This window comes from Stenotrophomonas sp. UBA7606 (genome assembly GCF_002477705.1).
Taxonomy (GTDB): Bacteria; Pseudomonadota; Gammaproteobacteria; order Xanthomonadales; family Xanthomonadaceae; genus Stenotrophomonas.
The window spans coordinates 1-21,582 of the sequence record NZ_DLJW01000042.1 but is presented as its reverse complement, the minus strand read 5'-3'; the positions used below and the strand labels follow the sequence as shown (position 1 = coordinate 21,582).

Sequence of the window (21,582 nt, the reverse complement as noted above, 5' to 3'; positions counted from 1 at the left end):
GAGCTGGCGCGCTGTGACGCATTTCGTGAAATGCACGCCAGTCTTCACTGAACGGACGAATTTACGTCCCGGATGAAAACTATTGGCGGGCAACCAGACTCACGCCGGAATAAGCAGAAACCCCCGACAACTTGATGTAATAGGTGCCCGTCTTTGGCGCTGCAAAGCGCAGGGTTTCGGTGCTTGTCGGCCCACTTGAACGTGCCTCCGCCGACGTGCTGCCAGGCTCCTTGTTGAAGCTCGCGGACAACGTCAGGTTGCCGGTACCACCGTAGGTCATGATGGTGAGTGGCTTGCCGGCCAAAGCATCGAAGCGATAGACCCGCTCCTCATCCGCCGCCCCGGAAACGGCAAGCACCCGCGTATTGATCAGCGGGGTAGCCGCCAACGCACAGTTCGGGAAGCAAGCGGGCTCGACTACCTTGATCAATGCCGCCTCAATGTTGAGGATGCCTGCACCTACCGATCTTCCAATGCCATTGATTGGCTTCAACAGTGGCGTGGCAGTGCTCTGCAACAACTCGCGCATCTGCGCAGTTGTCAACGGCGTAGCAGCTACGCTCTGAATCATCGCTGCAGCGGCGGCAACATGTGGACTGGCCATAGAGGTACCCTCATGCCCGGCAGTCCGCCAGCTATTCGGATCGGGTGAGGTGCGGCTTCCATTCACAAGCTGGAAGATGCCCTGTTGATAGCTTGAGACAGGCACGTTGGCACCGCTTCCGCCCGGCGCGGCAATGTCAACCTTCAGGCCGTAATTGGAGTAGCCGGCTTTACCTCCGTCCTCGCCCGTTGCGCCTACGGTAATCACGTTATTGCAACTCGCGGGCGAGAAAAACTCCGCAGGCGACCCGGAATTACCAGCTGCGACCACGACAATAGTGCCGCGGTTGGTGATCATGTCTATCGCCGACTGCAATGGAGCACCGCATTGTCCCGGGCCACCAAGACTCATGTTGATGACGTCGGCGGGGTTCTGGTTGATGGGCAAGCCTGGCACTTCCAAACCAGCCGCCCAGACGGCCCCATCGATGACGTCCCCGAGGGACGCACCGCAGGCTCCGATCACGCGTACCGGAACCACCTTGGCCTTGTAAGCCAGGCCCGCCCCCCACCTTCCGTTATTGGCTTCCTGTGCAATCGTTCCCGCTACATGAGTGCCATGCCAACTACTGGGTTTGGCGACGCCATCTCCACATTGTCCCTCATCGTTCCAGTCACCGAGATCCCAGCCGCCGGGCACACGGCCGGCCTGCTCGCGCTTGGATGAAAATGGGCTGGTAATCATGTCGTAGCCTGGCAACACACTGTCCGCGAGGTCGGGGTGACCAAATACGATGCCCGTATCCACAACGGCAACCACTACCCCCTCACCCTGCGAATAGGCCCATGCGCCAGGCGCGTGCACGCCAACGTGTGGATCAAAGAAATTCCACTGATAGCGGCTGTAATCAGGGTCATCCGGCGTGACGGGTACGCGTTCGGCCACGGTGAATATCCTGTCTTCCTCGACACTTTCCACTGCAGGGCTGGCGCGGAGTTCGCGCAGGAACAATGCTTTTTCCGTTTCATCCATTCGGCGCGACGTCTTCACCACGCTCCAACCCGGCAGCCCCAAGCGACGAACGAGTGAAGCGACAACCGCCGTACGTGGTGCCCGACCAACTGTGGCAGGCAGCGCATTGGACAATCCGGACCGGCTGACAGCCGCACTCAGACCGGCATCTACGCTGGTGGTGCTGCGCGATTCAGCGCTGCCCGAACGGTACTTGACCAGATACTGGGTACCAACTGCGCTACCGGTGATGCTCGCTGGCACATTGGTGCTGCCACCTTTGGAGATTGGCAACATGGCGTCCGCGGATTGCATCGACGTGGCTAGCGCCATTGCGACTAACAGGCATTGCTGGGTATTTCCCTTCATGAGGATTCTCGATTTATTTGAAATGATGGAGGTGGGACGCAGTCGTGATGTGCTGCCATGGCGAGCAACAATCCGGTTGTCTGCTGGATGATCAACGACTCACGTTCTGCGCCTGACGCACAAGGATGAAACAGCTTTCACCAGCCGAAGCCGGCACCGATGCCCACAGAACTGTCGTCACTGCTGAAGGCTCCGCCGACGGTAAGCGTGGCCCGCTCGCTCAGCGCTCTCTGGTAACCCAGCGACAATGCAGACTCCCCCCCCTGAAAGCCCACGCCGACACCAACACGGTTATCAGTCCGCACTCCCGCGGCACTGACAGCCATGTTCAACATCGCTGCGCTCATTGCGCCCTGACGGTCAATGCGGCGATCCATATGCCGCAGCTCCTTGTTCACATCACTGCGCAGAAGATCAAAGCTGTCATTGAGGCCTGCGAACTTTCCATCGGCATAGCGGTTGGCCGACATCACACCCTGGTCAAGCTGGGCTTTATTGACCGCGTCGGTATCGCCGGTGCCGGCGGCAACATTGGTGATCTGGCGCTCATGACCCTTGCTCCCAACAGAAACGCTGTTGTCCCGATCAGCAACCGTACCTTGGCCCAACGCAACCGAATTGTTGGCAACAGCACTGGCACCCTGTCCCAACGCGGTGCTGTTGCTTCCCGAGGCCGAGGCTCCCTGCCCCAGCGCGGTGCTGTTGGTTGCCGAGGCGATGGCGCCCGCACCTACAGCCACGCCGTTCTTCGCCGTCGACGCCACGGTTGCACTGGCGCCCAAGGCCGTGCCGTTGTCGGCAAGCACCGTGGCCCTGTTGCCAACCGCGGTGTCATTCACCCCATTGGCTGAGGCCCCATGGCCGATGCCGGTTCCACTGGTCTGGTCCGCGCTCGCGTCATCTCCAAGCACCACACCCTTGTCACCGTTGACGTCCGGCACGCGGCTGCCAAGCGCAGTCACTTTGGTGTCCAAGGCCGCCAAAGCATCACCAACTGTGTGGTAGCTAGCGCCCTGCACCAGATAGGTCGGAGTAATGAATGCGCCTTGCAGGCCCAGCGCAGCGCCGCCCCCCATCAAACTCGCCACAGAACCAAGAGCGTCGTACAACTGTCCGCCATTGATCACCTGCATGCTGTTGGCAGCCACGTTGCCGGCGGCGAGATTGTCAATGACAGATCCGTTGGCACCCTTCAGCGTTGCCGTACTGCGCGTGTCATCGTCATAGCTGATGGCGTTGGCAGCGACCCCTTCAACCTCAACAATACGGCTGTCAATGGCGTCCACACGCGTCTCCACCACACCAACGCGTTGGTTGGTGTCGTTCAGTTGCCCACCATTGACTGCGTCGGTGCTGCCGGCGGCAACCTGGCCATCGCTTACGTTGACGATACGACGCGTAGCCGGGCCATTGAGGCCGTCGCCACTGCCTACGGAGATCACGTCGCTTTCCATCGCGACCGAACCTGACCCCAGCGCTACGCTATCAGTCCCCAGTGCCAATGAATTTCCGCCCAGTGCGACCGCTCCGTTCGCCAATGCATTTGCCTTGTTTCCCAGGGCCACGGCCGCATCACCAAACGCATTGGCAGACTCGCCGGCGGCAAGTGCGCCCTCACCGGCCGCACCCGCGCCCGCGTCGCTATCCACTGACGCTGTCGCTTTGAAGAACTTGTTGGTGCCTTCAGCCACTGCGGATACCGCATCCAACTGCCCCTTGTTGACCGCGTCGGTGGCCTCCGTACCAGGTGCGACATTGACGATCTGTCGTTCGAATCCAACATCGCCCACAGATACGGTAAACGCACGCGTGGCCAATGAGGCAGCGCCCAACGCGATGCTGTCGTGTGCCTGAGCCCTCGCACGAAAGCCTATGGCCACACTTTTCTGCTCGCTTGCCTCAGACATGGCGCCCAAGGCAACCCCGGCGTAGTCAGCGGAGAATGCGCCGGCACCCACAGCCACGGAGGCATAACCCGCCGCTTCGGCGCTGAATGCCAGCTCATCAATGATGTACGAGCCACCAATGGCGACGGAGGTATCGCCAGCCGTGGCGTTGAAACCCACGCTCACCGATTGAAAGCCAGCTTCTGCAAAACCACCCGCGGCGAAGGCTGCATCGTCGAGTGCCGTTGCGGACTCTCCGAGCGCGATGGACCAACTCCCCGCCGCCCAAGAGTTTGTGCCTACCGCAATACTGGCGTCCCCTTCCGCCGTAGCCCCCCCCATCATCGCCATGCTGTCCTGCCCCTGCGCCAAGGCGCTGTGACCCAAGGCCAAGGCACTTTTGGCAACGGCAGTAGCGCCTTCGCCTATCGCGATTGTACTTTCAGATATGGCACTGGCAGCCTCACCAATGGCTATGGCACCGTAGCCCTCCGCATAGGCACCGGCTGAACTCTCGTTTGTTCCCTCAGCAACAAAGTACTTGCTGGTCTCTTCGGCAACTGAAGCCACCTCGTTGAGCTGATTCAGGTTGACGGCATCAGTCCCTTCTGTGCCTGCAGCGACATGAGTTACCTGACGTTCCCTGCCTGCATCGCCCACCGACACGCTCAGATCGCGATCGGTCACGGAACCTGCGCCAAGCGCGACGCTATCGATATTCGCCGCCTGAGCATTTACTCCCAAACTCACTGCGTTACTTGCCTCTGCCAACGCGTTGGAACCCAACGCGATGCTGTCCAGCGCATCTGCTTTGGCTCCATCACCGGCAGCCAAAGCCCGCTCCAACGATGCCTGCGCCATATTGCCCAATGCCAAACTACCCGCACCTAGGGCCACCGCGTTGCTGCCCACTGCCGTGGCATTGGCGCCGTCAACAAAATTTGTGGTACCAAACGCGTTGGCGTTTTCGCCATTGACTTGGTTGAAGCTGCCCACAGCCGAACTACTGGTTCCCAGGGCGGCATTCTCGTAACCGATCGCGGTGGTGTAGTCGCCCCCTGCTTCGTTGTAGCTGCCAACAGCCGTGCTCTCAACTCCCACAGCATGCGAGCCAACGCCCGCCGCCAATGATCCAGAACCGCTGGCGACTGCATCATCGTTCCCGTCACCCACGCCATTGGCGCTGAAGTACTGGCCGGTACTGGCTGCGCTGGCGGCTGGCGCGAAAGACTGAGCTGGGTTCACCGGGTTGGCGCCGACAAGAGCGCCATTCAATGGCATCTGAGCCAACGCCAATGCGTAGTCATTCGCGGTGTAGGCACGTGCGCCAAGCGAAACACTGATTCCTTCGCCGGCACATCCACCAACGTTGGCGCTATAAAGTGTGTCGCACTGATCACTGCCCCCACCAGCAAACGACTGAGCTTGCGCGTGTGAGTTGTCGGCAGCCACCCCAAGCGCAAACGTGATGGCCAATACCAACAAGCGCAAATCTGACCGTGTGCGCTTATCGATGGAGGTGGATCTGCCCTGCGATGATGCAAATTCCGACGCCACCACCATCTGGCCCAATGCCCTGCTCCACACCTTGCGATAAATCAGATTCATCGAAAACCGCTCCCGAAATGATTGTTTACTTGCGCGTAGACACAGCCATACCGCTGCACTCGACGTGCTCAGTCCTTGTTTTCCTGCTGGATGCCTGCTCCCAGATCCCATTGGGCACGGCAGATTCACTTCCGCCGTGTGCGCCTGATTCCCCGTTACGAATCTTTGGGCGCCTGCAAGGCGTGCGGAGTTTTGGAGCTGTATCTTTTGAACGTCAAGTTTTCGACTGATCCAAAAAAAAAGCAGATACGGCGCAGGAAATGCGCGCTCAACGAGGAAACGTCATGGATTTTTTTTTACAAACAACTCTGTATGAACACATGCGGGCACAGTGCACGGACCAGACGGAAATCTACATTCCAGAACGGAAAAAGCCCGCAGACGTTGGCCTGCGGGCTTTTTCGTTTTCATATGTACTGAAACTATCTTTCGGCGCTTCCGCCTGTTCAGCCACACCATACTCTTGCGTTGCGGAACATTCGCAGCCACGGTGAATCCTCACTCCAGCTGCTCGGCGCCCAGCTCAGGTTGACCGTGCGCGGGGTGCGTTCCGGGTGCGGCATCAGGATGGTGACGCGGCCGTCGCTGGTGGTCAGGCCGGTGATGCCGTCCGGCGAGCCGTTCGGATTCAGCGGGTACTGGGTGGCCACGCGGCCATCACCGTCGACGTAACGCAGCGCGATGCTGGCTGCTGCCTGGTCCACCGCGCTGTCGAACTCGGCACGGCCTTCGCCGTGTGCCACCGCAACCGGCAGGCGCGAGCCAGCCATGCCACGCAGCAGGATCGACGGCGACTCGACGACTTCCAGCAATGCGGTGCGGGCTTCGAACTGCTCGCCGGCATTGCGCAGGAACTTCGGCCAGTGCTCGGCACCGGGGATGATGTCCTTGAGCTGGCTCATCATCTGGCAGCCGTTGCACACGCCCAGCGCAAAGGTGTCCGGGCGGGCGAAGAAGGCCGCAAAGGCCTCACGTAGCGCCGGGCGCTCGAGGATGGAGGTTGCCCAGCCACGGCCGGCACCCAGAACGTCGCCGTAGCTGAAGCCACCGCAGGCAGCGATGCCACGGAAGTCGGCGAGCTGCACACGGCCTTCGATCAGGTCGCTCATGTGCACGTCGTAGGCTTCAAAGCCGGCACGTTCGAAGATGTTGGCCATTTCGATCTGCCCGTTGACGCCCTGCTCGCGCAGGATCGCCACCCTCGGGCGCTTGCCGCTGGCGATGAACGGTGCAGCCACGTCCTCGGCCGGGTCAAACACCAGCTTCGGCTTCAGGCCCGGCGCGTTGAAGTTGCGCGCAATCGCACGCTCCTGGTCCGCCGCATCCGGGTTGTCACGCAGCTTCTGCATGGCGTGGGTCACCGACCACCACGCATCGAACAATTCTTCCCAGCGCCATTCCACCACGCTGTCGCCGCCCAGCTGCACGCGCACCACCGGTGCGGTAGTCGGGCGTGCAATGCGCTGCGCGCATTCGGTCAGGGCGTGACGCTCGACCAGGTCGGCAAACGCGGCACGGTCTTCCTTGGCGATCTGCACCACGGCACCCAGTTCTTCGTTGAACAGGCTGCGGAACGGATCATCGCCCCAGGCATCGAGCACGATGTCCAGGCCCAGGCGCGAGGCGAAGGCCATTTCGCACAGGGCGGCAAACGCGCCGCCGTCGCTGCGGTCGTGGTAGGCCAGCAACAGGCCGGACGCACGCGCATCGCGGATCAATTCAAAGAACGCACGCAGGCGCTGCGGGTCGTCCAGGTCCGGCACTTCACCGGCAAAGGCCGGCAATGCACTGTGGTCGGCCTGGGTCTGCGCCAGGATCGAGCCGCCCAGACGCTGCTTGCCAGCGCCCAGGCCAATCAACCACAGCTCGCTGTCGGTTTCGCGGTCCAGCAGCGGGGTCAGCTGCTGGCGGGCATCGCTGACCGGGGCAAAGGCGGAGATCACCAGCGACACCGGCGATACCGACTTCCCGGTCTGGCCATCGGCCTGCCACTGCGCCTGCATCGACAGCGAGTCCTTGCCCACCGGAATGCTGATATCCAGCTGCGGGCACAGTTCCATGCCCACCGCCTTGACCGCGTCATACAGCAGCGCGTCTTCGCCGTTGTGGCCGCAGGCGGCCATCCAGTTGGCCGACAGCTTGACCGTATCCAGCGCGGTTACCGGTGCGGCGCACAGGTTGGTGATGGCTTCGCCCACCGCCATGCGTGCCGATGCGGCGGCATCCAGCAGTGCCAGCGGGGTACGTTCGCCCAGCGACATCGCCTCACCTGCATAGGTATCAAACCCAGCCAGGGTGATTGCAACGTCCGCCATCGGCAGCTGCCACGGGCCGATCATCTGCTCGCGCGCGGTCAGACCACCCACGCTGCGGTCGCCGATGGTGACCAGAAAGCTCTTCGAGGCCACGGTCGGGTGTGCGAGCACGCGCAGGCCAGCGTCATGCAGGTCGATGCCGGCGGTCTTCAGCGACGGCCAGCGCGGTGCCGGCGGATGCACGGTGTCACGGTGCATCTTCGGTGCCTTGCCGAACAGCACGTCCATCGGCAGGTCGATCGGTGCATCGGCCGGGGTGTTGCCCGGGGTCGCGCCATAGGCAACGACCAGGTGTTCCTCCGCAGTTGCCACGCCGACGGCGGCAAACGGGCAACGCTCGCGCGCACAGATGGCGGCGAACTCGGCCAGGCGCTCCTGCGCCACGCCCAGTACATAGCGTTCCTGCGACTCGTTGCACCACAGTTCCAGCGGTGACAGCGAGGGATCGTCGGTGGGCACCTTGCCCAGATCGATCACGCCACCGACCTTGGAGTCGTGCAGCAGTTCGGGGATGGCGTTGGACAGGCCACCGGCGCCGACGTCGTGGAAGAACTTGATCGGGTTGTTGGTGCCCATGGCCACGCAACGGTCGATCACTTCCTGGCAGCGGCGCTCCATTTCCGGGTTGTCGCGCTGCACGCTGGCGAAGTCGAGGTCTTCGGCGCTCTCGCCCGAAGCCACCGACGAGGCCGCACCGCCGCCCAGACCGATCAGCATGGCCGGGCCGCCGAGCACGATCACCGCGTCGCCGGCCTGCAGCTGCAGCTTTTCAACCTGCACGCGATCAATCGCGCCCAGGCCACCGGCCAACATGATCGGCTTGTCGTATGCGCGGGTGATGCCGTCTTCCGGCAGCTCGAAGCTGCGGAAATAACCCAGCAGGTTCGGGCGGCCGAATTCGTTGTTGAACGCAGCGCCGCCCAGCGGGCCGTCGAGCATGATGTCCAGGGCCGGTGCCATGCGCGGGTTCAGCGCGCGCGGCGCTTCCCACGGCTGCGGCAGGGTCGGGATGCGCAGGTGCGAGACCGAGAAACCGGTCAGGCCGGCCTTGGGCTTGCCGCCACGGCCGGTTGCACCTTCGTCGCGGATTTCACCACCGGCGCCGGTCGCGGCACCCGGGAAAGGCGCGATCGCGGTCGGGTGGTTATGCGTTTCCACCTTGATCTGGAAGGCGCTGGGCACCACCGCTTCGCTGCGGTACTTGCCGGTGGCCGGGTCCGGGCGATAGCGCGCGGCCGGCTCGCCTTCGATCACCGCTGCATTGTCGCTGTACGCGCTGAGCGTGTGCTGCGGGGTCTGCTGGTGGGTGTTCTTGATCATCTTGAACAGCGAGCGGTCCTGCGCGTTGCCGTCGATGGTCCAGCTGGCGTTGAAGATCTTGTGCCGGCAGTGCTCGGAATTGGCCTGCGCGAACATCATCAGCTCGACGTCGGACGGATCGCGGCCGAGTTCGCTGTAACGCTGGCGCAGGTAATCGATCTCGTCATCGGCCAGGGCCAGACCGAGGCGCTTGTTGGCACCTTCCAGGTCATCCAGGGCGATGCGCTCCAGGCTGCCACGGCCGACGTTGTTGAACAGCGCCTGGGCCTGGCCGATGTCGTCCAGCAGCGACTGGGTCATCGGATCGTGCAGCAGCTTGACCAGCGCGGCCTGCTGGGCCGGATCGGTCGGCCAGCCGCTCAGGTCGATGCGGGTGCCGCGTTCGACGCGCTGGATCGGCAGGCCGGCACCGCGCACCAGCTCGGTGGCCTTGCTCGACCACGGCGACAAGGTGCCCAGGCGCGGCACCACATAGCGCGAGATCGCGCCAGCGGCGCGCTCGGCGGCCTCTGGCTGGCCCTGCAGGATGCGGCCCAGCGTGGTCTGGTCGACCGCGCCGGCATCGGCAGCCTGGGTGAAATAGACGTGCCAGGCACCGGTAATGCGCAGATCGGCGGCAATGGACTGCAGGCGAGATTCAAGACGTTCGCGGCGGAACGGCGAAAGGGCAGCTGCGCCCTCGAGGACGATCATGTCCGGGAGACCATGGTGGGAATCGGCCCGCGATTGTACCGGACTCGGCCGCCCCAAGCCTCAGCAGGCCGACTACCGGAAGTCCTCAGGGATGACGCGGTTCACACCGACAGTCAGCTGCGCAGGGCAAACCGCGTCGCTGATTTTGACAACGTTATCCTCAATCGGCCGGCACTTGCGTGCCGGTTCAGCAGCCCGGATCCGGGTCCAGCAAGCATTCCCCGCCGTTCCAAGGCCGGGCGCAAGCGCGCCCGCCTTGCCGAAGGCGTGCCCCAAAGACACCGCACAAGCACTAGCCAACCGCAGAAGGAAACCCGCCATGACGGACCATCCCACAGGCCCTGCAAGACCCCGACACACCCGCCAGCACCGCCACAGCGCGCGGCTGGGCTGGACACTGGCCCTGGTATTCGCGTCAGCCAGCGGCCTGCCGACGGCACAGGCCGCCAACTGCGCAGGGGTCGGCCCCTGGCTGGGAACCACCATCTACCAGTCCGGCGATACCCTGCAGAAAGACGGCGTGCTGTACAAGGCACGCCAGACCATCTGGAACGCACCACCGGACCACCCCGCTGGCCGCCACTACTACGACAACCTGGGCCGCTGCGTTGATGGCGCACCGGCAGCCAATCAGCCGCCGCAGGTCCACCTGACCTCGCCCAGCGCAGGCAGCACGTTCAGCGCCGGCAGCACCATCACCTTCAAAGCTGCTGCAACCGACAGCGACGGCAGCATCCGCAAGGTCGAATTCTTCCGCAACGGCCATTCCGTGGGCAGCGTCAGCAGCGCGCCCTACAGCCTTGCCTGGCGCAACGCCGCAGCCGGCAACTACCTGCTCAGTGCCGTCGCCACCGATGACCGCAATGCCAGCACCACCTCGGCCACGGTCAGCGTCACTGTCACCGCGCCGGACAACGACAGCACCGCACCCTCGATCCCGGACGGACTCAGCGTGCAGGCGCGCACCCCGACCCGCATCGCGCTGCGCTGGAACACTGCCAGCGACAACCCCGGCGGCAGCGGCATCGCCGTCTATGACCTGTACCGCGACGGTACGCAGATCGCCTCGATTGCCGCCACCGGGCATACCGATACCGCGCTGACCCCAGCTACCAGTTATCGCTATGCCGTGCGCGCCCGCGACAAGGCAGGCAACGCTTCGGCACTCAGCGCCATGGTCAGCGTCACCACCTTGGCCGAGGACGGCGGCGGCAGCGGTCCAGGAGGGCCGGGAGACCCGGGCACCCCGAGTGAGGGCAGCAAACGTGTCATCGGTTATTTCACCCAATGGGGCATCTACGGCCGCAACTACCGGGTCAAGAACATCGACAGCAGCGGCTCGGCGGCACGCCTGACCCATATCAACTACGCCTTCGGCAACGTCCGCAACAACCGCTGCGAAGTCGGCATCACCCAGGCCGCCGATCCGGCCAGCGGCGCGGGCGGCGATGCCTATGCCGACTACACCCGCAGCGTTGGCGCCAGCGAAAGCGTCAGCGGTGTCGCCGACCAATGGAACCAGCCGCTGCGCGGCAACTGGAACCAGCTCAAGCAGCTCAAGGCCAAATACCCGCAGCTGAAGACGCTGATCTCGCTCGGCGGCTGGACCTGGTCACGCGGTTTCTCCAGCGCCGCACGCCCGGAGAACCGCCAGGCCTTCGTCGCGTCCTGCATTGATGCCTACATCAAGGGCAATCTGCCCTTCACCGACAACGCCGGTGGCAAGGGGGTGGCCGCGGGTGTCTTCGACGGTATCGACATCGACTGGGAATACCCGGCCGCCTGCGGCCTGGCCTGCGGCACGTCGGCCGACCGCGACAACTTCACCGCCCTGCTGGCCGAATTCCGCCGCCAGCTGGACGCGGTGCGGCCGGGCTTGCTGCTGACCGTGGCGGTCGGCGCCGGCATCGACAAGATCCGCCCTACCGACCCGGCGGCGTACCACCGCTACCTGGATTTCATCAACGTGATGACCTATGACTTCCATGGCGCCTGGGCAGGCACCACCAATCACCACAGCGCCCTGTTCCACTCCCCGGCAGATCCTTCAACCGGTGACGCCGCCCTGTACAACAGCAACGACGCCATCGAGGCCTACCTGCAACGCGGCGTCCCGGCCGCCAAGCTGAATCTCGGCGTCGGCTTCTACGGCCGCGGCTGGACGGGCGTGGCGCGAACCAACAACGGTCTGTACCAGAGCGGGCGGCCGGCGGCAGGCAAGTACGAAGCCGGCATCGAGGATTGGAAGGTACTCAAGAACCTGGGCTGGCCGGTCCATACCGACCCGCTCGCACAGGCCACATGGTTGTATGACGGCAACACCTTCTGGAGCGTGGATACGCCGGAAATGCTGGGCCGCAAGATGGCCTACATCAAAGCGCAGGGGTTGGGCGGTGCCTTCTTCTGGGAGTTCAGCGGCGATGACGCACAGGGCACCCTGGTCAACAGCATCGGCAACGGCCTGAAATAAGCGCCACCAGAACCACAACGCCCCTGCCGTTGCCGGCAGGGGCGTTGTCTGCAACTACCCAGAGGCTGGGACGCAGCCTTCAGCGGCTGCCTTCCATGCGATCCAGCGTCGCCTTCAGCTGTGCCGGCGGCACATAGCCACCCAACTGGGTGCCATCGGCGGCGAAGATTGCCGGCGTACCGTTGATGCCCAGCTGCTGGCCGAGGTTGTACTGCATGGCCACCGGGTTGGTGCAGTTCCTGGCCGGGACCGGCTGGCCGGTCTTGGCAGCGGTCAGCGCGGCCTTGCGGTCGCTGGCACACCAGACCGAGATCATGTCGGTGGCGTCCTTGCTGGCCAGGCCCATGCGCGGAAACGCCAGGTATTCGACCGCAATGCCATTGCGGTTCAGCTCGGCGATGTCCTGGTGCAGCTTGCGGCAGTAGCCGCACTCGATATCCGTGAACACGCTGATGGTGTGCTTGGCATTCGGCGGCGCAAACACGATGCGGTCGGCATGCGGCAGGGTCGCCAGCAGACGCTGGCGATAGGCCAGCAGGCCCGCGCTGGTGGCCTGGGCCTTCTTCTCGATGTCGTACGGCGTGCCCTGCAGCAGGTAACGGCCATCATCGGTCACGTACAGCACCTGCCCGGATACCAGGACCTCGCGGAAACCCGGGAACGGCGCTGCGCCGATGTACTCGGGCTGCAGGTTGGGGTCCAGCTGTTTGAGGGCGTCGCGCACGTGCTTTTCGACCGGGCCATCGGCAACCGGGGCAGTGGCGCTGGCGGCGGCCACGGGGGCCTGCTGCTGCGCACAGGCGGTGAGGCTGATCGCGCCAAACAGCGCGGCAATGGCAAATCGGAACATGGCGACCCATCGGAAGAGAACCCACGGATTCTCGCACACCCCCTGTGCGGACGTAGAGACAACCTCTTTCGGGCCTGTTGCAGCCTGCGCCGCCGCCATCGCCCGATGGCACCGGTCAGCCCCGTGGGTGGTGCTTGCGGTGCAGCTTCTGCAGGTGTTCGCGGGCAACCAAGGTGTAGATCTGGGTGGTGGACAGCGAGCTGTGACCCAACAGCATCTGCAGCGCGCGCAGGTCGGCGCCATGGTTCAGCAGATGGGTGGCAAAGCTGTGCCGCAGCCCATGTGGACTGATCTTGCCCGGATCTATCCCGGCAACCGCCGCGCTGTTCTTCACCAACAGCCAGAACTGCTGCCGGGTCAATGGCTTGCGCGCTTCATCCACGAACAGCGGAACCTGCCCATCCGGGGTGGCAGCCACTGCCTTGCCAGCGGTGAGCAACGGGCGCGCATCGGCCAGGTAGCGCTCCAGCCAATGCTGGGATTCCTCACCCAAAGGCACCAGCCGCTCCTTGCTGCCCTTGCCGGTTACCCGCAGCACCCCCTGGCGCAGATTCACGGCATTGGCTGGCAGATTGACCAGTTCGCTGACGCGCAGGCCTGCGGCATACATCAACTCCAGCATCGCGCGGTCGCGCAGGCCGTGCGGGGTGGCGGCATCCGGCGCGCCCAGCAGGGCTTCGATCTGGCTTTCGGCCAAGGCCTTGGGCAGGGAACGCGGCAGCTTGGGCGGCTCCAGCAGTGCGGCGGGGTCGTCCGCGCGCTCGCCGCGTTTCACCGCCATGCCAACGAAAGCCCGCAGCGCTGACAGCAGGCGCGCGTTGCTGCGCGCCGACCAGCCGTGCCGGGTACGCCAGGCCAGGTAGTCGAACAGCCCCGCCCTGTCCACGCCTGCCAACCCCCCGTTGGCGCCATCGCGCCAGCGGGCCAGCCCTTCCAGATCGCGCCGATAGCTGTCCAATGAGGCCCGCGCCAGGCCTTGTTCGGCCCAGATCGCATCAAGAAAACGCTGGATATGGCGGCCATCGGCATCGCCCAGAGGGGGCAGTTGCTGTACCAGTTGGCGGCGTTCGGCAGGGGTCATGGAAGCAGGCATCACCCCAAGGATAGGCCGTGCACCGGCCGCTGCCCATGCCGCCGGACACCGACAGGCCGTATGCTCGGGGGCATGAGCGCACCCGCCCTTGCCGACACCCCGCGACCCTCCGCCCTGCTGCTGCGCCGCCTGGCCGCGTTGTTCTACGACCTGTGGCCGGTGCTGGCGCTGTGGATGCTGGTCTCGGCCCTGTTCACCGTGGGCTACACCCTGTCCGGGCATGCCAGCCGTGAAAACATCCATCCGTTCAGTGCGCTGCAATGGCTGCTGTGGCTCAGCTGCTGGCTGGTTGCCGGCCTGTATGCCACCGAAAGCTGGAAGCGCGGGGGGCAGACCCTGGGCATGCGGCCATGGCGGTTGCGCGTGCAGACCGCCGACGGGCAGCCCGCCAGCCGGGCACTGCTGTGGAAACGCTATGCACTGGCCACGCTGTCACTGCTGCTGGCCGGTTCAGGCTTTGTCTGGGCACTGTTCGACCGCGAACGGCTCACCCTGCACGACCGTCTGACCGGCACAAGACTGGTGAAACTGTAGTGCCGAGCCATGCTCGGCAGGGGCTTTCCCGGCAAACGACCGCAAACAGCTGACCCTGCACGACCGACTGAACGGCACAAGGCCGATGAAACTGTAGTGCCGAGCCATGCTCGGCAGGGGCTTTACCAGCAATCGACCGCAAACGGCCGACCCTGCACGACCGCCTGAACGGCACAAGGCCGATGAAACTGCAGTGCCGAGCCATGCTCGGCAGGGGCTTTACCGGCAAACGACGGTGCTCACCCCCACCCCGCTTACGCAGACGGCGAGCGATTCGCTGCTGCAAACCGCCAACGGCTTACCCCTGCCCTGCCCTTCACAGCGCGAAATGGAGGGAGCAAAAGCAGGTGCCGAGCATGGCTCGGCACTACCGCACTCACCCCACCCTGCGTCGTGACAACCAGCTGGAGATGATCAGCATAAGGATCGGCGGCAACGCATAGGCAATGCGGTAATCAAACTTCAACGCACCGGCCATGCGGCCGAAGAACATCTGCAGCAGCAGGAAGCCGATGGCGAACAGCATGCCCAGGAACAGGCGCTTGCCCATGCCGCCACTGCGCAGCGAGCCGAACGCGAACGGAACCGCCGCCAGGCACAGCGCCAAGACGTTCAACGGATAGAACCAGCGGCTCCAATACGTATCTTCGTAGTCGCGGGCATCCAGGCCATTGCGCTTGCGATAGTCGATGCTGGTCTTCAGCTCGGCGGCACTCAGGCTGCGCGGCTTGGCCAGGCCCGATGCCAGTGCGGCTGCATCCAGCTTGGAATCCCAGGGCTTGCTGGCCACGATCTGGCGGGTCGCCGAGCGCTCGCCGAAGGTATCGGTACGCACGTTCTCCAGCACCCAGCCGCGGGCGTCATGGCGGGCCGTGGACGCATAGGTCAGGCTGGCCAGATTGCCCTTCTGGTCCAGCGTATACAGGCGGACCTCGTGCAGCAGCAAGCGCGACTGGCCATCCTGGTCCACCTGTTCCTCACCGGTCTGGGCGTTGAGAAAAGTGGTGCCTTCGCGGGCCCACAGCCCCGAATAGCGGGCGCTGGCCATGTCGGTGTTGAAGCGGGCGCTGGTCTTGAGGACGTCGGCGCGGTTCTGGGCCCATGGGGCCAGGGTTTCGCCGTTGACCACCATCAGCACGGTCAACAGGGACAGCGAAATGGCCACGGACACCGCGATGCGGCGGCGTGACAGGCCCACTGCGCGCAGTGCGGTCAGCTCCGAGGTGGCCGCCAACTGGCCCAGGCCCATCAGCGCACCGATCACAGCGGCCATCGGGAACAGCGTGTAGGCGCGGCGCGGCACCGTGTAAAAGGTCCACGCCAGCGCGTGGCCGAACGAGTAACTGCCGGTGCCGATGTTCTTGGCCTCGCCGGACAAGGCCATGATCGCGTCCAGCCCAAGCAGCACCAGCCACACCAGCAGCACGGTCGCCAGCACGGTACGGCCAACGTAGACATCATGGATACGCGGGGTCAGCCTCATGCCTTCGCTCCTGCACGGCGGCGGACCAGGCGCCCATCACGGAAATACAGCCATAGCGCGAACACCAGCAGGGGGACGGTCAACCACCACATGCCGATACCCATCGGGATCTTGCCGTCAGCCAGCCATTGGCGGCCGAGAATGCTGAGGTTGACCCCGACCATATAGGCCAGGAAGGCCATCATGATGCGGCCATAGCGCTGCTGGCGCGGAGCACTGCGGGCCAGCGGCAGGGCCAGCAGGGCAAAAGCCAGGGCCAACAGCGGCGGGGTGATGCGCCAATGCAGCTGGGCCTTGGCTTCCGGCCGCGGGTCACTGAACAACTGGCTGGTTGGCATCATCTCGGGGTCGTCCTTGTCCCGCACCTCATCGCGGTCGGGCAAGGCCACCTCGTTGCTGGCATAGCGCATCAGGCGGTAGTCCAGCTCACCGTTGGCCGGGCCCTCGACCCGGTAGCCGTCCTCCAGCCGCAGGAAGCGCTGGCGCTCGCCCTCAAAGAACATGGCGCCGCTGTTGGCCGACACCACGTCGATGCGGTCGTCTTTCTGCCGCTGCATGAACACCTGGCCCATCTTGGTGCCGTCCTCGCTCAGCGAGGACAGATAGACGATGCCACCGCCGGACAAGGTGGTGAACTTGCCTGGCTCCAGCCCGGCAACCACCATGCTGCGGCTGGCGTCATCCACCATTTCCTCCGCCGTCCGGTCAGCCCAGGGGCCTAACCACAGCGAGCACAGCGCCACCAGCCCCACCACCGGCAGTACCAGCATCAGGATCGGCCGCAGCAGCCGCTTGGGGCCCACACCGACACCGGTCAGCACCGCCATCTCCGAGTCGCGGTACAACCGCGCGATGGCCAGCGCCATGCCCAGCAACAGCGCCAGCGGCAGGATGATGGGCAGGTAGACGATGAACTGCAGGCCCAGTTGGGACAGCAGCAGGCCGGCCGGGATGCGGCCGTCGGCCACCTTGCCCAGCACATCCACCAGCACACCGCCTACGCTGACGACCAACAGGATGATCAAAGTGGCCAGAAAGCTCTGGACGAAGTCACTCAGAAGGTAGCGGTCAAGCTTTGCCATAGGGTCGGTGGTTTAAACTCTCGGTTTAGTCCGCGGCGCGCCCGGCCTGGTGGCCTGGCGTAAACAGCCTGCGATTGTACGGATTTGGCAACGGAATCTGATCAATGTCTCTGGAATTCACCCTGAACCACGCCGCCCCGGTCTCCGCCGCGGTGGATTGCGTCATTGTTGGCGCCTTCTCTGACAAGTCGCTGTCGCCGGCTGCCCAGGCCCTGGATGCAGCCTCCGGCGGCCGCCTGGCCACCCTGGTCGAGCGCGGCGACGTGGGCGGCAAGACCGGCAACACCACCCTGCTGCACGACCTGGCCGGCGTCAACGCCCCGCGCGTGCTGGTGGTTGGCCTGGGCGACCCGGCCAAGTTCGGCGTGGCCCAGTACCTGAAGGCCGCCGGTGACGCCGCCCGCGCCCTGAAGAGCGGCAATACCCGCAGCGCGCTGTTCACCCTGAACGAACTGCAGGTCAAGGACCGCGATGCGGCCTGGAATGTCCGCCAGGCGGTGATCACCGCCAACCACGCCAGCTACCGCTACACCGCCACCCTGGGCAAGAAGAAGCCCGAAGCCCCGGGTCTGGAATCGCTGGCCATCGCCAGCAGCGATGAAACCGCGCTGCAGCAGGGCCAGGCCATCGCCGCCGGCGTGGAATACGCCCGCGAGCTGGGCAACCTGCCGCCGAACTACTGCACCCCGGCCTACCTGGCCGAATCCTCGGTCAAGTTTGCCGCCGAGCATGAAGGCGCCGAGGCCGAGATCCTGGACGAGGCACAGATGGAAGCGCTGGGCATGGGCTCGCTGCTGGCCGTGGCCCGTGGCTCGGCCAACCGCCCCAAGCTGGTGGTGCTGAAGTGGAACAACGGCGGTGACGCCAAGCCCTACGTGCTGGTCGGCAAGGGCATCACCTTCGACACCGGTGGCGTCAACCTGAAGACCCAGGGCGGCATCGAGGAAATGAAGTACGACATGTGCGGTGGCGCCAACGTCATCGGCACCTTCGTCGCCACGGTCAAGGCCAAGCTGCCGTTGAACCTGGTGGTGTTGGTGCCGGCGGTGGAAAACGCCATCGACGGCAACGCCTACCGCCCGTCCGACGTGATCACCTCGATGTCGGGCAAGACCATCGAAGTGGGCAATACCGACGCCGAAGGCCGCCTGATCCTGTGCGATGCGCTGACCTATGCGCAGCGCTTCGAGCCGGCCGCACTGATCGACGTGGCCACCCTCACCGGCGCCTGCATGGTGGCCCTGGGCCACCAGACCGCCGGCCTGATGAGCAAGCACGACGACCTGGCCAACGAACTGACCGCCGCCGGTGAGCACGTGTTCGACCGCGCCTGGCGTCTGCCGCTGTGGGACGAGTACCAGGGCATGCTGGATTCCAGCTTTGCCGACGTCTACAACATCGGCGGCCGCTGGGCTGGCGCCATCACCGCCGGCTGCTTCCTGTCGCGCTTCACCGAAGGCCAGCGCTGGGCGCACCTGGATATCGCCGGCGTTGCCAGCGACGAAGGCAAGCGCGGCATGGCCACCGGTCGCCCGGTGGGCCTGCTGACCCAGTGGCTGCTGGATCGCGTTGCCAGTACCGCCGGGAATTGAGAAAAGGGAATCGGGAGTAGGCAGAAGCCAAACTCCTGATACCTTGCCGGCGCGCAGACATGTGGTCGCGCGCCGCTGTTCCCTTTCCCTGTTCCCCACTCCCGATTCCCAAAGACCATGCGTGCCGACTTCTACCTGATCGCCAAGCCGCGTTTTCTCACCGAACCGTTGAAACTGGTGTGCGAGCTTGCCCGCAAGGCCAACGACGGCGGTCTGTACACGCTGGTACTGGCCCGCGACCAGGCCCAGGCCGAGGAGCTGGACGAGCTGCTGTGGTCGTTCGACCCGGACGCCTACATCCCGCACCAGATCATCGGCGAGGACGTGGACGAGGAAGAGGCCATCGTACTGATCGCCACACCCGGCGCCGAAGCCCCGGAGCGGCCGCTGGTGATCAACCTGCGCGACGAACCCTACCTGGGTGCCTGCGACCGGGTGCTGGAAGTGGTGCCGGCCGACCCGGCCGCACGTGAACCGCTGCGTGAACGCTGGCGCCAGTACAAGGCCGCCAACTACACGCTCAACAAATACGACATGTAAAGGAAGACACCCATGCGCCTGCTGATCGCCATCCTGCTGCCGTGGCTGGCCTTTTTCACCATTGGTCGTCCGATTTCCGGCATTGTCTGTCTCATCCTGCAGTTCACCTTGATTGGCTGGCTTCCCGCAGCCATCTGGGCTGCATATGCCGTCAGCCAGTACCACACCGACAAAAAGATCCAGCGCGCACTCGGCCGCTGATCCCCCTCCCGCTTTTACCGGTTCCCCCGCATGACCCAACTCGCCTCCAGCTACGACCCCAAATCCTTTGAAACCGCGCTCTACGAGTCGTGGGAGAAGGCCGGCCTGTTCAAGCCGTCCGGCAAGGGCGAGCCTTACACCATCCTGTTGCCGCCGCCGAACGTCACCGGCACCCTGCACATGGGCCACGCCTTCCAGCAGACGCTGATGGATGCGCTGATCCGTTACCACCGCATGCGTGGCTACGACACGCTGTGGCAGGTGGGTACCGACCACGCCGGCATCGCCACCGAGATGGTGGTCAGCCGTAACCTGGCGCTGGAAGGCAAGGGTGAAACCCGCGACTCGCTGGGCCGCGATGGCTTCATCGGCAAGGTGTGGGAGTGGAAGGCACATTCGGGCAACGTGATCGAAGGCCAGATGCGCCGCCTCGGCACCTCGGCCGACTGGTCGCGCAGCACTTTCACCATGGACCCGGGCCCGAGCGAGGCGGTGATCGAGTCCTTCATCCGCTGGCATGAGCAGGGCCTGATCTACCGTGGCCAGCGCCTGGTCAACTGGGATCCGGTGCTGAAGACCGCCATTTCCGACCTGGAAGTGGAGAGCGTGGAAGAAGACGGCTTCATGTGGTCGATTGCCTACGCGCTGGAAGACGGCGCCAGCTACGAGCACGTCGAGGTGGATGCCGACGGCAACGAGACCCTGCGCGAAACCCGCACCTCCCTGGTCGTGGCCACCACCCGCCCGGAAACCCTGCTGGGCGACACCGCGGTGATGGTGCACCCGGAAGACAGCCGCTACGCGCACCTGATCGGCAAGCGCGTGACCCTGCCGCTGACCGGCCGCAGTGTGCCGGTGATCGGCGACGACTACGTCGACAAGGCCTTCGGCACCGGCGTGGTCAAGGTAACCCCGGCGCATGACTTCAACGACTACCAGGTGGGCGTGCGTCACAGCCTGCCGATGATCAACCTGTTCACCACCACCGCCACGCTCAACGAGAACGCCCCGGAAAAGTACCGTGGCCTGGACCGTTACGAGGCGCGCAAGCTGATCCTGGCCGAGCTGGAAGACCTGGGCATCCTGGTCGAGACCAAGGCGCACAAGCTGCAGGTGCCGCGTGGTGACCGCACCGGCCAGGTGATCGAGCCCTATCTGACCGACCAGTGGTTCGTAAAGATGGACGGGCTGGCCAAGCGCGGCCTGGAATTGGTTGAGAACGGCAGCATCAAGTTCGTGCCGGGCAACTGGATCAACACCTACCGCCATTGGATGGAGAACATCCAGGATTGGTGCATCAGCCGCCAGCTGTGGTGGGGCCATCGCATTCCGGCGTGGTTTGACCAGGCCGGCAACTGCTACGTGGGCCGCAACGAGGCCGAGGCCCGCGCCAAGGCCGGGCTGGATGCCGACGTGGTGCTGACCCAGGACAGCGACGTGCTGGAGACCTGGTTCTCCTCGCAGCTGTGGCCGTTCTCCACCCTGGGCTGGCCGAACGAAGCGGCGATGGCCGAGCGCGGGTTTGAGCGCTACCTGCCGTCGAACGTGCTGATCACCGGCTTCGACATCATCTTCTTCTGGGTGGCGCGCATGATCATGGCCACCGACAGCTTCACCGGCCAGATCCCGTTCAAGGACGTCTACATCACCGGCCTGATCCGCGATGGCCAGGGCCAGAAGATGTCCAAGTCCAAGGGCAATGTGCTCGATCCGCTGGACATCATCGACGGCATCAGCATCGACGACCTGGTGGCCAAGCGCACCCATGGCCTGATGCAGCCGAAGATGGCCGAGAAGATCGAGAAGGCCACGCGCAAGGAATTCCCGGACGGCATCATCGCCCACGGTGCCGATGCGCTGCGCTTCACCATTGCCGCGCTGGCCACCCACGGCCGCGACATCAAGTTCGACATGAGCCGCGCCGAGGGCTACAAGAACTTCTGCAACAAGCTGTGGAACGCCAGCCGCTTCACCCTGATGAACACCGAGGG

At 64.4% G+C, this 21,582-nt stretch carries 13 protein-coding genes; 6 read left to right on the top strand and 7 right to left on the bottom strand.

Features of this window, described 5'->3' with window-relative positions; all coding sequences use genetic code 11:
• Positions 1-79 precede the first annotated feature (79 nt).
• The 3 genes from B2527_RS05820 to purL form a co-directional block, all read right to left on the bottom strand.
• Entirely contained in the window at positions 80-1,924 is a 1,845-nt protein-coding gene (locus tag B2527_RS05820) for a S8 family peptidase (protein WP_293706588.1), read from the bottom strand.
• A 137-nt stretch (positions 1,925-2,061) separates the two neighbouring features.
• On the bottom strand, positions 2,062-5,418 hold the full coding sequence (locus B2527_RS05815; RefSeq protein ID WP_293706587.1) for an ESPR-type extended signal peptide-containing protein: 3,357 nt from the start codon (positions 5,416-5,418) through the stop codon (positions 2,062-2,064).
• A 446-nt stretch (positions 5,419-5,864) separates the two neighbouring features.
• The gene (purL, locus tag B2527_RS05810; RefSeq protein WP_293706586.1) at positions 5,865-9,746 is read right to left on the bottom strand and encodes a phosphoribosylformylglycinamidine synthase; all 3,882 of its coding nucleotides are present in this window, start codon (positions 9,744-9,746) and stop codon (positions 5,865-5,867) included.
• A gap of 319 nt (positions 9,747-10,065) precedes the next feature.
• Here purL and B2527_RS19530 point away from each other — a divergent pair, with 319 nt between their 5' ends.
• A complete protein-coding gene (locus B2527_RS19530; protein WP_343124740.1) occupies positions 10,066-12,216 on the top strand; it encodes a glycosyl hydrolase family 18 protein in 2,151 nt (716 codons plus the stop codon).
• A 79-nt stretch (positions 12,217-12,295) separates the two neighbouring features.
• Here B2527_RS19530 and B2527_RS05795 read toward each other — a convergent pair whose 3' ends face one another.
• Together B2527_RS05795 and xerD are read right to left on the bottom strand one after the other, a co-directional pair.
• Entirely contained in the window at positions 12,296-13,066 is a 771-nt protein-coding gene (locus tag B2527_RS05795; protein ID WP_293706585.1) for a DsbC family protein, read from the bottom strand.
• A 115-nt stretch (positions 13,067-13,181) separates the two neighbouring features.
• Positions 13,182-14,159, bottom strand: coding sequence for a site-specific tyrosine recombinase XerD (xerD, locus tag B2527_RS05790; protein WP_293706584.1), 978 nt, complete (start codon positions 14,157-14,159; stop codon positions 13,182-13,184).
• Positions 14,160-14,231: 72 nt separating this feature from the next.
• Here xerD and B2527_RS05785 point away from each other — a divergent pair, with 72 nt between their 5' ends.
• Positions 14,232-14,693 (top strand): RDD family protein, encoded by a 462-nt coding sequence (locus B2527_RS05785; protein WP_293706583.1) that lies wholly within the window; start codon positions 14,232-14,234, stop codon positions 14,691-14,693.
• Positions 14,694-15,069: 376 nt separating this feature from the next.
• Here B2527_RS05785 and lptG read toward each other — a convergent pair whose 3' ends face one another.
• Both lptG and lptF read right to left on the bottom strand, forming a co-directional pair.
• Entirely contained in the window at positions 15,070-16,176 is a 1,107-nt protein-coding gene (gene lptG / locus B2527_RS05780; RefSeq protein WP_293706582.1) for an LPS export ABC transporter permease LptG, read from the bottom strand.
• On the bottom strand, positions 16,173-17,258 hold the full coding sequence (gene lptF, locus B2527_RS05775; protein WP_293706581.1) for an LPS export ABC transporter permease LptF: 1,086 nt from the start codon (positions 17,256-17,258) through the stop codon (positions 16,173-16,175). Before lptF ends, lptG begins: the two co-directional genes overlap by 4 nt.
• A gap of 104 nt (positions 17,259-17,362) precedes the next feature.
• Here lptF and B2527_RS05770 point away from each other — a divergent pair, with 104 nt between their 5' ends.
• From B2527_RS05770 to B2527_RS05755, 4 genes are all read left to right on the top strand, one after another.
• On the top strand, positions 17,363-18,850 hold the full coding sequence (locus B2527_RS05770) for a leucyl aminopeptidase (protein WP_293706580.1): 1,488 nt from the start codon (positions 17,363-17,365) through the stop codon (positions 18,848-18,850).
• 117 nt (positions 18,851-18,967) lie between these two features.
• Positions 18,968-19,390 carry a DNA polymerase III subunit chi gene (locus B2527_RS05765; RefSeq protein WP_293706579.1) on the top strand — a complete coding sequence of 141 codons (423 nt, stop codon included), beginning with the start codon at positions 18,968-18,970 and terminating at the stop codon, positions 19,388-19,390.
• Positions 19,391-19,402: 12 nt separating this feature from the next.
• On the top strand, positions 19,403-19,591 hold the full coding sequence (locus B2527_RS05760) for a YqaE/Pmp3 family membrane protein (RefSeq protein ID WP_293706578.1): 189 nt from the start codon (positions 19,403-19,405) through the stop codon (positions 19,589-19,591).
• A 30-nt stretch (positions 19,592-19,621) separates the two neighbouring features.
• A partial coding sequence (locus B2527_RS05755) for a valine--tRNA ligase (RefSeq protein ID WP_293706577.1) occupies positions 19,622-21,582 on the top strand: 1,961 nt, incomplete at its 3' end.